We start from the raw sequence: 14,950 nt of genomic DNA, 5'->3' as shown, positions 1-14,950 counted from the left end.
GCGCCCCCTACTTCGGCAGCGCGTAGGCCATCACATAATCCCCAGGCTTGGTGCCAACCGAGCCGTGGCCGCCGGCGACGATGACCACGAACTGGCGTCCGTCGGCGACCGTATAGGTCATTGGTGTCGACTGCCCGCCGGCCGGCAAGCGTGCCCGCCAGAGCTGCTTGCCCGACGTTAGATCATAGGCGCGCAGATAGTCGTCGACCGCCGCGCCGAGGAAAGCGACGCCGCCGGCGGTGATCATCGGCCCGCCAATGCCGGGCACCCCGACCTTCAGCGGCAGCGGCAGCGGCGTCATGTCGTAGACGGTGCCGTTGCGGTGCTTGTAGGCGATCGCGCCGGTCCTGAGGTCGACGCCCGCGACATAACCCCAGGGCGGCGCTTGGCAGGGAATGCCGAGCGGCGACAGGAACGGTCCCATCACCACCGCATAGGGGGCGCCTTCATTGCGATTCAGCCCCTGTTCGCTGCCGCGCCCCTCATCCGGCGGCGGCACCTGGTCGCGCGGAATAAGCTGCGATTTGAACGCGAGATAGGTCGGCATGCCGAACATCACCTGCCGCACCGGATCGACAGCGACGCCGCCCCAGTTGAAGGTGCCGAAATTGCCGGGATAGATCAGCGAGCCCTGTACGGAAGGCGGCGTATAGCGGCCCTCGTAGCGCAGGCCCTGGAATTCGATCCGGCAGGCCAGCTGGTCGAACATGGTAATGCCCCACATGTCGGCGCCGGTGAGCGGCTTCGGCATGAAGGTAAGATCGGAGACCGGCTGCGTCGGCGACGCATGGTCGCCCTCGATGGCGCCGCCGGGCGCCGGCACTTCCTTAACGGCAATCACCGGCTCGCCGGTGCGCCGGTCAAGCACATAGAGGTCGCCCTGCTTGGTCGGCCCGACCAGCGCCGGCACGATCGAGCCGTCCGCCTTGGTGATGTCGATCAGGGTCGGCTGCGCCGGCACGTCCATGTCCCACAGATCGTGATGCACGGTCTGCCGCACCCATTTCAACTGCCCGGTGTTGAGGTCGAGAGCCGTGATCGAGGAGGAGAATTTCTCGACATTGGCGCTGCGGCCCATGCCGAGCTGGTCCGGCGTCTGGTTGCCGAGCGGCACGTAGAGCAGGCCAAGCTTCTCGTCGGCGCTCGGCGTCGACCACATGTTGGGCGAATTGGCGGTATAGGTCTGGCCGGCCGGCAGCGGCGTCGTCTGGTCCGGATTGCCGGAATCCCAGTTCCAGATCAGCTTGCCGGTGCTGGCATCATAGGCGCGAATGACGCCGGACGGCTCCTGCGTCGAATAATTGTCGTTGACCGCGCCGCCGACGATGATCTTGCCGCCTGATATCAGCGGCGCCGAGGTCGAGTAGTAATAGCCCGACTTCGGGTATGGCATGCCGGTCAAGAGGTTGAGCGTGCCTCCCTCGGCAAAGGCGGGACAGACCTGCCCGGTGGCGGCGTCGAGCGCGATCAGCCGCGCGTCAGAGGTCGGCAGGTAGACACGGCTTCCGCAGGGTTGGCCGGCAGCAATCGCGGCATCGGCATAATAGGACACGCCGCGGCAGGTCTGGTGCTGACGGTCCTTGTCGAGCTTGATCTTGGGATCGTAGCGCCACTTCTCCTTGCCCGTCGCCGCGTCTACCGCGATGGCGAAATTGTGCGGCGTGCAGATGTAGAGCGTGTCGCCGATTTTAAGCGGCGTCACCTGATAGGTGGTCTCGCCGACGTCGTCCGGCCCCTTCACGTCGCCGGTACGGTAGGTCCAGGCCGGCTGCAGATTGGCGACATTGTCAGGCGTGATCTGGTCGAGCGGCGAATAGCGCTGGCCGAACTGTGTGCGGCCATAGAAGTGCCATTCGCCCGCCGGCACATCATTGCCAAGGTTGGCGTTGGGGATCACCTTGTCGGTGTCGAGCGCGCCGCCAATGTCCTTCGGGTCCGTGGTCATCGAATAACCGGCAACCGCCAGCGACGCCAGCACGGCCAGGATCAGCGGCGCGCGCCCGTCAGGACCGGCAAGACCCCGCCTTGCCCACGGCGTCAAAAGCCACAGCGCCACCAGCACGATGATGCCGCCGCGCGGACCGAGTTCCCACCAGTCGAAGCCGGTTTCCCAGACCGCCCAGGCCAGCGTACCGATCACGATTGCCGCGTAGAGCCACAGCGCCGTGGAGCGGCGCCGGTAGAGCAGCCAGGCGGCGATCAGGAACGCCACGCCGACGATGATGTAGTACCAGCTGCCACCCAGCGAGGCCAACCAGATACCGCCGGCGCCGAGCGCCAGGCCGATGAGGAATAGGATGAGGGCGGTGATGGTGACAGCCAAGATGATACTCCTTCGACTGTTGCGCGCTCGCGCGGCCACGGGCAAACCGGCGCACCGTTCCTGCCCTCGGTACAGCTTTCTCCCGCCTGCCCCGCCTGTCAAGTTGGCCCACACGCCAAGGTGGCAATTCATCTTGCCTGCATGCAGGTTTTCCAGCAGTCTCTATTGATCGTCTCTTCCGTGGAGCAAGCAAAATGCTGTCATTCGTTCCGCCTCTGACGCGCATGGCGCTTGTGCTCTGCTGCCTCGTCGCGCTTGTTGCCGGCACCGTGGCCGCGCCAGCGCAGACAATCGGCGACATCAACAAGGTAAACGGCTTGCACGAGATGCTGATGGGCATCGGCCCGGGTTTCACCGCGGCCGTGAAATCGGCGCCGGGAACTCCGGTGCAAAAAGTCCAGGACGCCCTTGCCGCCGCCATGGAAGGTGCCTTTGACCCGAACAAGATGGAGACGGCTATCGAAGCGCGAATGGATGGCAAGCTGTCCGCCAAGGACCTGTCCGACCTCGCTGCTTTCTATGCCTCGCCCTTGGGCAAGCAGGTCACGTCGCTGGAGATCCAGGCTTCCGCACCGGAAGCAAAGGAGGCCAAGAAGATCGAGGGTGCCAAGATCCTCGGCGAGCTTCCATCCAGGGATCCGGCCCGGCTCGCATTGTACAGGAAGATGATGGACGATATCAGCGCCGTCGACACGGGCGAAGCCGTCGCCTTGAACATGGGCTATGCGATGCTCACCGAAATGCTGGGCGCGGCCGGAAAGCCCTTGCCCGACGACCAGGTAATGGCCCTGCTGCGCAAGCAAACCGAAGGGCTTCGCCGTGACATCGACAACGATGCCATGGAATCTTCAGCCTACGTCTACCGGGATATGTCCATGGCCGACCTCAGGCTTTATGAGGCCTTCCTGACCTCACCCGCCGGCGGCCGCTATTACGACCAGATGCAGGTCGCCCTGGGCGCGGTGATGACGGACGAGGCCCGCTCGTTCGGCCATCGATTTTTCGTCGCCCTCGGCTACCGCAAGGCCTGAACCGCGGTATCGGGCACTTTACCGGGAACAAAACGTAGACAGTTCTGGTCTTTCCCCACCGAATCACTACATTCGGGGGAGATGTCCGGCTTTTCGGAAGACATGCCCTTTTTCGACGAACCCAATGCGCGGCCCACGGCCCCGTCGGGCATTGCCGCGCGCGCCATGGCTGCCCGCAGCGGCCAGAACAGTGCACCCGACTATCTCAAGGGGCTCAACCCGGAACAAAGGCTGGCGGTGGAAACCACCGAAGGCCCGGTTCTGGTGCTGGCCGGCGCCGGCACCGGCAAGACCCGAGTCCTGACCACCCGCATCGCCCACATCCTTGCCACCGGCAAGGCCTTCCCGTCGCAGATCCTCGCCGTCACCTTCACCAACAAGGCCGCGCGCGAGATGAAGCAGCGCATCGGCATCCTGATCGGCGAAGGCAATGTCGAAGGCATGCCCTGGCTCGGCACCTTCCACTCGATCGGCGTGAAGCTGTTGCGCCGCCATGCCGAGCTTGCCGGCTTGCGCTCCGACTTCACCATCCTCGACACCGACGATGTCGTCAGGCTGATCAAGCAGCTGATCCAGGCCGAGGGGCTGGATGACAAGCGCTGGCCGGCCAAGCAGTTCGCGCAGATGATCGACGGCTGGAAGAACAAGGGGCAAGGTCCGGCCGATATCGCCGAGGGCGACGCCCGCGCCTTCGCCAACGGCAAGGGCCGCGAACTCTACAAGGCCTATCAGGAGCGGTTGAAGACACTCAACGCCTGCGATTTCGGCGACCTGCTCTGCCACCCGATCCGCATCTTCCGCGCCAATCCGGATGTGCTGAAGGACTACCACCGGCGCTTCAAATACATCCTCGTCGACGAATACCAGGACACCAACACCGCCCAATACATGTGGCTGCGGCTTTTGGCGCAACGGCCGCAATCCTCCCCCTTGAGGGGGAGGTGCCCGCGAAGCGGGCGGAGGGGGTCGCCGCAGAAGGCACCGCTGCAGCATCGCGCACTGCCGCGAGGACCCCACCCGACCGGGCTTCGCCCGGCCACCCTCCCCTCAAGGGGGAGGGAAATCCGCGCCCGGCCACCGTTAATATTTGCTGCGTCGGCGATGACGACCAGTCCATCTATGGCTGGCGCGGTGCCGAGGTCGACAACATCCTGCGCTTCGACAAGGATTTCCCGGGCGCCACCATCATCCGGCTGGAGCGCAACTACCGCTCCACCGCGCACATACTGGGCGCCGCCTCCCACCTGATCGCCCACAATGAGGGCCGCTTCGGCAAGACGCTGTTCACCGACCGCAACGAGCCGGAGGATGGCAAGGTCAACGTCCACGCCTCCTGGGATTCGGAGGAGGAGGCCCGCGCCATCGGCGAGACCATCGAGGCCTATCAGCGCGAGAAGCATAATCTCAACGACATGGCGATCCTTGTCCGCGCGTCCTTCCAGATGCGTGCCTTCGAGGACCGCTTCATCACGCTCGGCCTCAACTACCGCGTCATCGGCGGCCCGCGCTTCTACGAGCGCATGGAAATCCGCGACGCGCTGGCCTTCTTCCGCGTCGTTGCCAACGGCGGCGACGACCTCGCCTTCGAGCGCATCGTCAATGTGCCGAAGCGCGGGCTGGGTGAAGCCACCATCCGCCAGATCCACGACACGGCGCGCGCGCTGCGCATCCCGATGCTGGAGGCCGCCGCCAACCTCGCCGAAAGCGACGAGTTGAAGCCGAAGCCGCGCGCAGCACTGCGCGAAGTGGCCGCCAATTTCGAACGCTGGCAGAAGGCGCTGGAAACCAAGCCGCACACCGAGCTCGCCGAGACCATTCTCGAGGAGAGCGGCTACACCGACATGTGGAAGAACGACCGCTCGGCCGAAGCGCCGGGGCGGCTGGAGAACCTCAAGGAACTGATCCGATCGATGGAGGAGTACGAGTCGCTGCGCTCCTTCCTCGAACATGTGGCGCTGGTCATGGATGCCGAGCAGAATGCCGGGCAGGACGCCGTCTCGATCATGACGCTGCATTCGGCCAAAGGCCTCGAATTCGAGACGGTTTTTCTCCCCGGCTGGGAGGAAGGCCTGTTTCCGCACCAGCGCGCGCTTGACGAAGGCGGCCGCTCAGGGCTGGAGGAAGAGCGCCGCCTCGCCTATGTCGGCCTGACGCGGGCCAAGAAGAACCTGCATATCTGGTTCGTCTCCAACCGCCTCATCCATGGGCTGTGGCAATCGACCATCCCGTCGCGTTTCCTTGAGGAACTGCCGGAATCCCATGTCGAGATCGCTGAAAGCGGCAATTCCTATGGCGGCTATGGCAATTCCTATGGCGGCGGCTCATTCGCCTCCGGCCGTGGCGGCGGCCGGCAGAACCCCTATGGCGCCTCGCGCTTCGATAATGTCGGCGCCAGCACCGAAAAATCCGGCGCCTTCTCCAACACCTATTCGACGCCGGGCTGGCAGCGCGCGCAGGCCAACCGCACCGAGGCGACCGACCGCAACTGGGGCACGCGCTCCGGCCACCAGGTCGAGCGCATCGGCTACGGCGAAACCGACAGCGGCTACGGCGCCGGTCGCACCTCGGTCAAAGGCCGCACCATCGACGGCGAACTGGTCGCAAAATCCGTCTCCGACACGCCGTCCGCCTTCAGCGTCGGCGACCGCGTCTTCCACCAGAAATTCGGCAACGGCAACATCTCGGCCATCGAAGGCAACAAGCTGACCATCGACTTCGACAAAGCCGGCCAGAAACGCGTGCTGGACGGGTTTGTCGCGGCGGTGTGAGATTAGCGCTCCCGTTTGACTGCGGTTGCTCTCGGTTTTGCGTACTTGGTGCTAACTTCGAACGAAACCTTATCCGCCAGTCGCAATTGAGACTTTCCAGTGTGGTCCGCCATTTTAAAATAGTAATCTGCGTGGTTCTCACCACCCCGAATAAAGCCGAACCCCTTTTCAGGGTTGAGGCTTATAACGGTACCGATACTTCGAATCTTCTCTGTTTTCTCCACGTTTGATAGCGTCCTCTCCCTAAAACACCATCGTATAAAAGGTTCTGAATCCTGCCGATCATCTCCATCACGTTCTTTGTAACAAATAACGTTTTGATCGTAAAGAAACTGCAGAAAGACACCTTCGTTCTCAAAAAATTGAGGCAAAATCTTGCCGGACGCATCACACTCCGATATAAATTCATTAAAGGCAGCCAAATATTCCTCAAAAGTAAATTTTCTTTTCCCTTTTAAATACAGGAAGAATTGTAAAAAAACGTCATATTCATCTTGTGAATAATAAAACAATAGTTGATCTCTAATTTCTCCAAGCAAGTACTCTGCGTGAGCATCACGAAAGGAAGGGTCGTCAAAATCCTTTTCTGACACATACGCAGATACGTCCGGCTTCTTTTTTAAGATATCCTGAATAGTAGCAATCATACTGGTAATATCACGAGGTCTATAGTAACTAAAACGAAGGAAGGATAGAAATGAATTTGTCCCGCTCTCGCCGGAGACGGACCCGGATTTGACATTCTCTGCGAAAGAAAGGAAAGTAGTGATCCCAAGCTTGGCCCAACTTCAATATCGGATTGTCCTGCTGGGCAGATAAGAGGCGATCAGCAACTTTGAACAACAGAGAGTTTCGGTAATCCTTGTATGTAGTCATCCAGTTTAGAAAAACAGAATTGTCCCTGAGTTTTGTATTTATATTGTGAAGACCTGTTCTCAGAAAAATATCTGGCCTTACCAGCAATACTACCTTTATTCGTCCTTTGCTATCCTTTATATTCGCGAGAAAATCGTTGTTGATAGACCATACCGCCTCGACCAAGCCCCTAACGCAATCAAAATAGTCGGGATAGGCAATGTCCGATGGCCTAACGTCGATGCCATCAATAAATATTATCATGTTTTCATCTAGCTTTACGCCACTTAGCGCGGCTTCGAACGCCTTGCGTATCTTTAGTAGGTTTGTCTGAAAAATAGAATTCGAATCACCAGCCTGAAAGCCGCTTTTTGCTGAAATACCCGACTCAATACCAGAGTATTTTGCCAGCAACGACGACGCGACCTCTCCAGACTCTACGAAAGTAAGCATTTTGACAATTTCAGGTGCAAATGCGTTCTGGTAGAAATCGTCTATAACTTTCTTCAAAGCACCTAACTTCGTAAAGCGTCTGAGAAATTCAGGAGTTCCGGACTGTGAAATTACACTAGACGCGCTCGCCATTAAGAGCAGAGTACGCCAGACTTCAACATACTGGCTCAAAGGCAAGTGGCCTTGACGCTTTAGCTCTATAAATTTTTGATACTCTGTTTGACGAACATCGAATGTTGACACTCTATTATTCTTATAGACATTGTTGGCCAAGTACGTAGCGTAGGCAGTTTTGCCAGTCCCTTTTTCTCCAACAACATAGTATATATTCGGATCAATAATCCGATCTAAAAACTGATCGCCAACAAAATATTTTGACAACAACGCTTTGTTCTCTCGGCGTCGATAGTTCTCAGCATTGCTAAATCCAACATTCAGATTCACAAATGGCTTGTATATGGGCATGATTCCGCCTCGCCGGTTTTGGGGAACGTGTCAGATGTTTGCCTGACTGTCAAAATGGCCACTCTGCAGTGACGCCCGGCGAGTGTGTTGTGCTACTAGCCCACCATTGCAAACAGACGAAGCGGTAGGACCGCACCGCGAAAAGTCGTGGCTGCGTGCAGCCAAGCGCCGTGGAAGCGAGCACTCTTTTTCAGTAGTCTCAGCCTCTTTGGCGTGACAGAGCCTGGACGAAACCGCTCAATTCGCCTCTTTTTCGCCCGCCCCCAGGCCTTGACGCTGTCATCCGTTGTGAAGAGGATTTTCCTTCAGTTACCCCCGCTAAGCCTTCTTCTGGATGGCCCCCTCACCGATACCTTGCCTGGTTCCACTTATGGCCGAGCAGCGACAGGATGATGATCAGCCCGTTGAAGAACTGCACGTAGAAGCCGCTCAGGCCTGCTGCCACGACGCCGGTCTGGATGAACGACACAGTGACCGCGCCGATGGCGCCGCCGGCAACCGTGCCGATGCCGCCCCAGGTTGGGGTGCCACCGACGAACACCGAGGCCAGCACCGGCAGGAGATAGCCGTCGCCCGCGGTCGGCCACCAGGTGAAGTTGATCATCACCGAGAAGGTGCCGGCGATCGCAGCACCTATGCCGACGAAGACGAACACTTTCACCCGCACGCGCTTGACGTCGATGCCCATCTGCTGGGCGCTGTCGGGGTTGTCGCCGACCACCTTCACCTGCGCGCCGAAACGGTGCCTGTTGTAGAGCATCGCCGACAGCACGACGAAGGCGATGGCCCAGAAGATCTGCACCGGGATGCCATAAGCCTGGCTGGAGAAGATCTTGTAGGCCGGGCTGTCGGCAAGGCCGGTCAGCGCCATCGACTTGCCCTCGTTGATGATCTGGATCAGGCCGCGCAGCAGAAAATTCATGCCGAGCGTGGCGATCAGCGACGACAGGCCGCCATAGACGACCAGCGACCCGACGAGGAAGCCGAGCAGCATGCCGGTGACCAGTGCTGCGGCAATGCCGAGGAACGGATCGTAGCCGGCCTGCACCACCAGGGCGAAGACCCAGGAGGCAAAACCCATCGTCGCCGGAAATGACAGGTCGATCTCGCCGCAGGTGACGACGAAGACCAACGGCACGACCACGAACAGCGCAACTGGGAGCGTCGTCAGCACCGAACTGTAGAGATACCAGGTGGTGAACACGGTCGGGTTGGCGATCATGAACACCGCCATCATGACGATGAACACGGCGAGCGTGCCGAGCGAGGCACGGTTGTCGAGGACGAAGCCGCGCAGCCAGTGATCGGATGGATGTTTCCACTCTTTGCGGGCGGCTCCATGCGCGCCGAGAGGCGTTTCGAGATCGGGTTCCATGGTCTTGCTCATCGCGCTCGCTGCTCCGCTTCGCCGGCCTCGTGCAACCCAGGCAATCCGCCGGGGTGCGCGACGTCTTCCATGAAATTGATCAGCTCCTCCGCCGACTTGACCTGGCTCCGGTCGGCGGTCAGCGCCACCTTGCCGCGATCGAGCACCACGAAGCGGTCGGCGATGTCGAAGACATGATGGATGTTGTGGCCGATGAACAGGATCGAGCGGCCGCCGGCTCGCACCTGACGCACGAAATGGAAGACTTTTGCCGTCTCTGTCAGCGACAGCGCCGTCGTCGGCTCGTCGAGGATGATCAGCTCCGCCTGCTTGTAGATGGCGCGGGCTATCGCCACGCCCTGGCGTTCGCCGCCGGAGAGCTGGCCGACGATCGAATGCGGCGTGAACACTTTCGAGGTGAAGCCGATCTCGCGCATGAGCCGGCTTGCCTCCTCGATCTCCTTGTTGACCTTCAGGAAGCCCATGAAGCCGGTGAGCTCGCGGCCCATGAAGATGTTGCGCACGATGGTCTGCTGCACCGCCAGCGCCCGGTCCTGGAACACCGTCTCGATACCGGCGTCGCGCGAGCGCGCTGCGCTCCAGCCGCTCACCGGCTTGTCGCGCACAAGAATCTCGCCGCTGGTCGGCCTGACGACGCCGGACAGGATCTTAATCAGCGTCGACTTGCCGGCGCCATTGTCGCCGATCAGGCCGACCACCTCGCCGCGGTCGACGCTGAGATTGACGCCGCCAAGCGCATAGACCTGACCGTAGGATTTCTTGATATCGCGCAGTTCGATGATGCGTTCGGCCATCGGATCCTCGCTTGTCATTGTCGCTTGCCGGCCTTCTTAACCGGCGGTCCTGCCGGCCGGGTCAACCCGGCCGGCAGCCTTGGGAGGTCAGCGCAGCGCCTGCTTGGCGAGCTCTGAGACGATCTCATAATTCTGCGGCGTGACGAAGCCCGCACCCGTGTCGACATTCATCGGCGCGAGACCCAGCACCACCTGCTGGCAAAGGCTGAGGATCGGCAGATAGCCCTGCAGGAATGGCTGCTGATCGGCGGTCAGTTGCACCCAGCCGCCCTTGAATCCCTCGACGATCTGCGGGCTGGTGTCGAAGCCGAAGTTGAAGACATCGCCGGGCTTCCTTCCCGCGGCCTGCATGTATGTCGGCACGTTGCCGAGCATCTGCCCGCCGGGGTAGCCGACCGCCTTGACGCTGGGATTGTTGAGCAACGCCGCGGTGATCACCGGGATGGCGAGATTCGGATCGGCTGCCCACTCGGGCACAGAATTGATCTGAACGACATCGACGCCGGCCTCTTTCAATGCGGCGACTGTCCCACGCTCGCGCGCGCCCCGGCTCTCATTGTCGAACGGGCCGATCATGATCGCCTTGTCACCGGATTTCAGCCCGGCCAGCTTGAACGCCTCGGCGCCGAGCGCGCGGCCCTGCTGTTCCTGCTGCGCGCCGACATAGCCGCCGCCGAACGCCGCCGTCACCTTCGGCACCGGCACGTTCTGGTACATCATCTTGATGCCGTCCTTATGCGCCTGCTCGGCCAGCGGCATGATCGCGTCGTCGCCGGGATGGCCCATCATGGCGATGCCGCCCGGCTTGACCGCAACCGCCTCACGCAATTGCTGCACCATCTTCTCGACGTCCCAGCCGGAGAAGATATAGTCGACCTTCGGCCCAAGATCGGCCGCCGCTTGCTTGGCGCCGTTATAGACGATGGTGCCGAAAGCGTCGCCCTCGGCGCCGCCGACGAAGAAGCGGATATGGACATCCTTGCACCATTGGGCGTCGAGCGCCTGTGCCGGCAAGGTCGAGATGGCGGCGCACAGCGCCGTGGCGGCGGCCACGACGGTCGTGCGCAGAAGTGTCGTTCTGATCGCGATGCTCATGCACTTGTCCTCCCATTGTTTCCCTCGTCAGCCGAGGGGCTTTTGACGATTGCTACGGCAGTACGACTTACCGGCCGGCTCCTCCCGCCGCCCAATTCTCACATCAAATTTGGTCTCACGTCGGGTTTGGCAGGTAGCTCGCACCTCCCCGGCATTGCTTGAGATACTCCAGCGCCCGTGCCTGCCCGGTGATTTCGAGGTCGCCGCGATAGACCGGGTCGTGCCAGCCCTCGATATCGATGGCGCCCTTGTAGCCGGCCAGCCGCAATTCGCTTATCACCCGCGTCCAGTCGCTGTCGCCGAAGCCCGGCGTGCGCATCTGCACGAAGGGCAGCCGGCCGAACACGCCGTGTTCGCGGATCACATCCCAGCGCACCGTGGCGTCCTTGCCATGGACATGGAAGATGCGCGGCGCCCATTTGCGGATCTGCGGCATCGGGTCGATCAGATAGACGAGCTGATGGCAGGGCTCCCATTCGAGCCCCAGATTGTCGTCGGGCACTTCATTGAACATCAGCTCCCAGGCGTCCGGATTATGGGCGATGTTCCAGTCGCCAGAGGCCCAGTTGCCGTCCATGGCGCAATTCTCGAAGGCGATGCGCACACCCTTGTCGGCGGCGCGTTTGGCCAGCGGACCCCACACTTCGCGGAAGCGCGGCAGGCTGTCGGTCAGCTTCTTGCCGCGCAGGCGCCCGGTGAAGCCGCTGACCATCGAAGTGCCGAACAGATGCGCGTTGTCGATGGCCGTTTCCCAAGCCGCAAGCACACCGCGATCGACCTCGCCACCCTCCAGCGGATTGCCGAACACGCCTAGGGAAGACACGATGACATCGGCATCACCGATCGCCTCGCGGATCTGGCCGGCAAGTCGTGGAAGGTCCTTGCCGCCCAACGTCTGCCAGAAGAACGGCTGGATGCTCTCGAAACCGAGCGGCAGGATCTGCCTGACATAGGCTGCCGGGTCGTCGAGATTGGCCCGCACCATGGTGCCGATCCGGATGTCGAGAAGCGGGTTTGGCATTATTTTTCTTCCTGTGCGGTGATCGCCACGCGGCGTCCGGTCTCGGCGCTCTCGATGGCACCGAAAACCATGGCCAGGCTCTTGATGTTATCGGCGCCGCGCGTCTCCGGCTCGGTGCCGGTCTCGATCGCGTGCATGAAATCTTTGATGATGCCGAGATGACCGCCGACGCGGTCGGCGGGATCGAGCGGCGGCACCTCGATCGGCTGGGTCTTGTCGATCAGGCCATCGCGGCCCGGCGCCACCACTTCCGCCTTCAGGCCGTCGTTGCCGTCCCAAATGAGGCTGCCGCGCTCGGCGACGATGCGCCAGCTGCCTTCCCAGCTGGTGCGAAAACCGTCGGCGCACCAGGAGCCGGCATAGGTGAAGACTTTGCCGCCGCCAAGATCGAAGACGGCGCTCGCCGATGAACCCTGCCGGTACCAGGAATTGGCCGGTTCCCATTCCTGGCAGTAGACGCTGGCCGGCTCGCCGCCGACCATGTAGCGGGCGGCGTCGAAAGTGTGGATCGCCATGTCGAGCAGCAGCACATGCGCCATCTCCTCGCGAAAGCCGCCGAAATGCGGCGCGACGAAGAAGTCGGCATGGATCGAAGTAGCCGCGCCAATGGCGCCGGAGTCGAGAAACCGCCGAATGCGCCTGACATTGGCGACATAGCGCCGGTTCTGCACGACGGCATGGACACGCCCTGCCCGGCGTGCCGCCTCGACGATGGCACGGGCATTCTCCGGACTGTCGGCCAGCGGCTTTTCGGTCAAGAGATGGCAATTGTGGGCAAAGGCAGAGAAGGCCACGTCGCGGCGGGCGGCGGGAACCACGACATCGAACACCGCGTCGGGCCTGGTTTGATCGAGTACCGCGTCGAGACTGGTGCCGATGACGGCACTGGTGAGATCGTATTCGCGCGCCCTCGCCTTCGCCCGCTCGGCGTCGAGATCGACAAGGCCGACAATGGCAAGCCCGTCGATCTGCCTGGCGGCATCGAGCCACTGCCTGCTCATCGCGCCGCAGCCGACGAGGACGACATTCATCATCCGGCATTCCTCCCGTCCGGTCCCTCCAGACCGAATGTCACGGCATTCACGGCATCACCGTAAACGTTTTTCCGTAAACGTTTACGAGAACACACCCGATAGCGTAGAATGTCAATCGGCTGCCTGCGAAAATCATCCCGAAGCCTTGGCCTGAGCGGCAGCCGGTGCTAGCCAAGGGTCGGGGGAGAACTGTCCTTGGCGTCCAGCATCCACGACCTTGCGCGTCACCTGAACATTTCGATCGGCACCGTGTCGCGGGCGCTGAACGGCCGCGCCGATGTCAACGCCGACACCCGCCAGCGCGTGCTCGAGGCGGCCAAAAAGCTCAACTATTCGCCGAACCAATCCGGCCGCAGCCTGCGCCAGGGCGCCACCCGTTCGATCGCCTTCATGCTGCAGCCGCATCCCGGCGACCAGCAATATGGCGAACCGTTCTTCATCCCGTTCCTGACCGGTCTGCAGGCGCGGCTCGCCGACTATGACCTGGATCTGATGGTCGTCATGGGTGAGCCCGGCCAATATCAGCAGGAGAGGCTGCGCCGTGTGGTTGAGACGCGCCGAGCCGACGCGGTCGTGTTGGCCAACACACGGCGGGAAGACGATCGGATCGATTATCTCAGCAAGGCCGGCTTTCCTTTTGCAACGCTTGGCCGAAGTCAATCCGGCGGCGACACCTATCCTTCGCTCGATATCGATTTCGAGAGGGCGGGTGATGAAGCCGTCGACCGGCTGGTCGCGCGCGGCCATCGCCGCATCGCTGCCATCCGCCCTTCGCATGATCTCAACTTCGGCTACCTGTTCCTGGACGGCTATCGCAAAGCGCTGGAGCGGCACGGCATTGAAGTCGACCCCGGCCTGATCGCCGACGGCTTCATCAACGAGGCCGGCGGCTATCAGGTGACGGCGGACGTAATGCTCTCCAAGGATCGGCCCACCGCCATCATCTTCAACAATGACGCCATGGCGCTCGGCGGCTGCAAGGCGCTGGCCGAGATGGGCATCCGGCCCGGCCATGATATTGCAGTGATCGTCATCGTCGACACGCCGCTTTGCCGCTATTTTTCCCCGGCGCTGACCGCTTTCCGCCCGGCGCTGGAGCCGATGGGCCGGCGGCTGGCCGAAATGCTGCTGGCCTCGCTACCGGCCTTCGCCGGCCCCGAAGGCCCGCGCATCATCCGCGAAGTCTGGCCGCTGGAGCTAATCGCGCGCGACAGCGATTGATGAGAGAGCCGGCTAGAGCGTTTCACCGTTTCATGGAAACGGCGAACCGCTCTAACTCTTTGTTTTGACGCAATTCCCAAGGGCAAAGCGCTATGCGCTTTGCCCCGAGAAAACCGCTCACACTTTTCCTGGAATTGCTCTAAGGCGCTCAATCCACCTTCTTCTCGCCCCGCTCGCCGGCCTTGACGATGTCGCCCGTGGTGAACAGGATTTCCTTCAGTTCCGCACGCCAGTCCTTCTTCTGGCGCAGCAGGAATTCCAGATCCATGCCGAAATGCTTGAACTCCTCGCCTTGCGCGTTCTTCATGATCGCGCGGGCCTGAGGATCCTTCTCCACCGAGATGCGCTGTTCGTACCAGCCGATCGCTTCCGCCTCCTCGATCAGCGAGGTGATCATGCGGGCGAAGGTCCGCACCTTCTGCGACAGTTCTTCAGGCGGTTCGTGATACTGGTCGAAACCCATGTCGTCCTCCGTGAGCCATTCCCATGAATGCCCGGAGCAG

11 protein-coding genes and 2 pseudogenes are annotated in these 14,950 nt (G+C 61.4%); 4 read left to right on the top strand and 9 right to left on the bottom strand.

Annotated elements, in window-relative coordinates; genetic code table 11:
- Nucleotides 1–7: 7 nt before the first annotated feature.
- Nucleotides 8–2,323 carry a glucose/quinate/shikimate family membrane-bound PQQ-dependent dehydrogenase gene (locus tag AC56QX_RS18940; protein WP_497109977.1) on the bottom strand — a complete coding sequence of 772 codons (2,316 nt, stop codon included), beginning with the start codon at nucleotides 2,321–2,323 and terminating at the stop codon, nucleotides 8–10.
- Between the two features lie 194 nt (nucleotides 2,324–2,517).
- Between AC56QX_RS18940 and AC56QX_RS18935 the strand changes: the two genes are divergently transcribed.
- From AC56QX_RS18935 to AC56QX_RS18925, 3 genes and pseudogenes are all read left to right on the top strand, one after another.
- Complete coding sequence (locus AC56QX_RS18935) at nucleotides 2,518–3,354, top strand: DUF2059 domain-containing protein (RefSeq protein ID WP_497109975.1); 837 nt, start codon at nucleotides 2,518–2,520, stop codon at nucleotides 3,352–3,354.
- 81 nt (nucleotides 3,355–3,435) lie between these two features.
- A pseudogene (locus AC56QX_RS18930) lies at nucleotides 3,436–4,279 on the top strand (ATP-dependent helicase); the annotation flags it as partial.
- Nucleotides 4,280–4,433: 154 nt separating this feature from the next.
- A pseudogene (locus AC56QX_RS18925) lies at nucleotides 4,434–6,122 on the top strand (ATP-dependent helicase); the annotation flags it as partial.
- A gap of 2 nt (nucleotides 6,123–6,124) precedes the next feature.
- Here AC56QX_RS18925 and AC56QX_RS18920 read toward each other — a convergent pair.
- From AC56QX_RS18920 to AC56QX_RS18890, 7 genes are all read right to left on the bottom strand, one after another.
- Entirely contained in the window at nucleotides 6,125–6,769 is a 645-nt protein-coding gene (locus tag AC56QX_RS18920) for a cold-shock protein (protein WP_497109973.1), read from the bottom strand.
- Between the two features lie 28 nt (nucleotides 6,770–6,797).
- Entirely contained in the window at nucleotides 6,798–7,895 is a 1,098-nt protein-coding gene (locus AC56QX_RS18915) for a P-loop ATPase, Sll1717 family (RefSeq protein WP_497109972.1), read from the bottom strand.
- 343 nt (nucleotides 7,896–8,238) lie between these two features.
- Nucleotides 8,239–9,282: an ABC transporter permease gene (locus tag AC56QX_RS18910; protein WP_497109971.1), complete on the bottom strand. Its 1,044-nt coding sequence runs from the start codon at nucleotides 9,280–9,282 to the stop codon at nucleotides 8,239–8,241.
- Entirely contained in the window at nucleotides 9,279–10,076 is a 798-nt protein-coding gene (locus tag AC56QX_RS18905; protein ID WP_497117804.1) for an ATP-binding cassette domain-containing protein, read from the bottom strand. The genes AC56QX_RS18910 and AC56QX_RS18905 overlap by 4 nt, the downstream gene beginning before the upstream one ends.
- An 87-nt stretch (nucleotides 10,077–10,163) precedes the next feature.
- Complete coding sequence (locus AC56QX_RS18900) at nucleotides 10,164–11,171, bottom strand: substrate-binding domain-containing protein (RefSeq protein WP_497109970.1); 1,008 nt, start codon at nucleotides 11,169–11,171, stop codon at nucleotides 10,164–10,166.
- A 115-nt stretch (nucleotides 11,172–11,286) separates the two neighbouring features.
- A complete protein-coding gene (locus AC56QX_RS18895) occupies nucleotides 11,287–12,192 on the bottom strand; it encodes a sugar phosphate isomerase/epimerase family protein (protein WP_497109969.1) in 906 nt (301 codons plus the stop codon).
- A complete protein-coding gene (locus AC56QX_RS18890) occupies nucleotides 12,192–13,226 on the bottom strand; it encodes a Gfo/Idh/MocA family protein (RefSeq protein WP_497109968.1) in 1,035 nt (344 codons plus the stop codon). Before AC56QX_RS18890 ends, AC56QX_RS18895 begins: the two co-directional genes overlap by 1 nt.
- 195 nt (nucleotides 13,227–13,421) lie before the next feature.
- Here AC56QX_RS18890 and AC56QX_RS18885 point away from each other — a divergent pair, with 195 nt between their 5' ends.
- A complete protein-coding gene (locus AC56QX_RS18885) occupies nucleotides 13,422–14,447 on the top strand; it encodes a LacI family DNA-binding transcriptional regulator (RefSeq protein WP_497109967.1) in 1,026 nt (341 codons plus the stop codon).
- A gap of 148 nt (nucleotides 14,448–14,595) precedes the next feature.
- Here the strand turns inward: AC56QX_RS18885 and AC56QX_RS18880 are convergent, their stop codons facing one another.
- Nucleotides 14,596–14,910 carry a ferritin family protein gene (locus tag AC56QX_RS18880; protein ID WP_095087016.1) on the bottom strand — a complete coding sequence of 105 codons (315 nt, stop codon included), beginning with the start codon at nucleotides 14,908–14,910 and terminating at the stop codon, nucleotides 14,596–14,598.
- Between the last annotated feature and the right edge of the window lie 40 nt (nucleotides 14,911–14,950).

Source organism: Mesorhizobium sp. RCAM 06353, assembly GCF_059683585.1.
The sequence above is the reverse complement of the archived record's forward strand: the minus strand, read 5'-3'. Positions and strand labels throughout refer to the sequence as shown.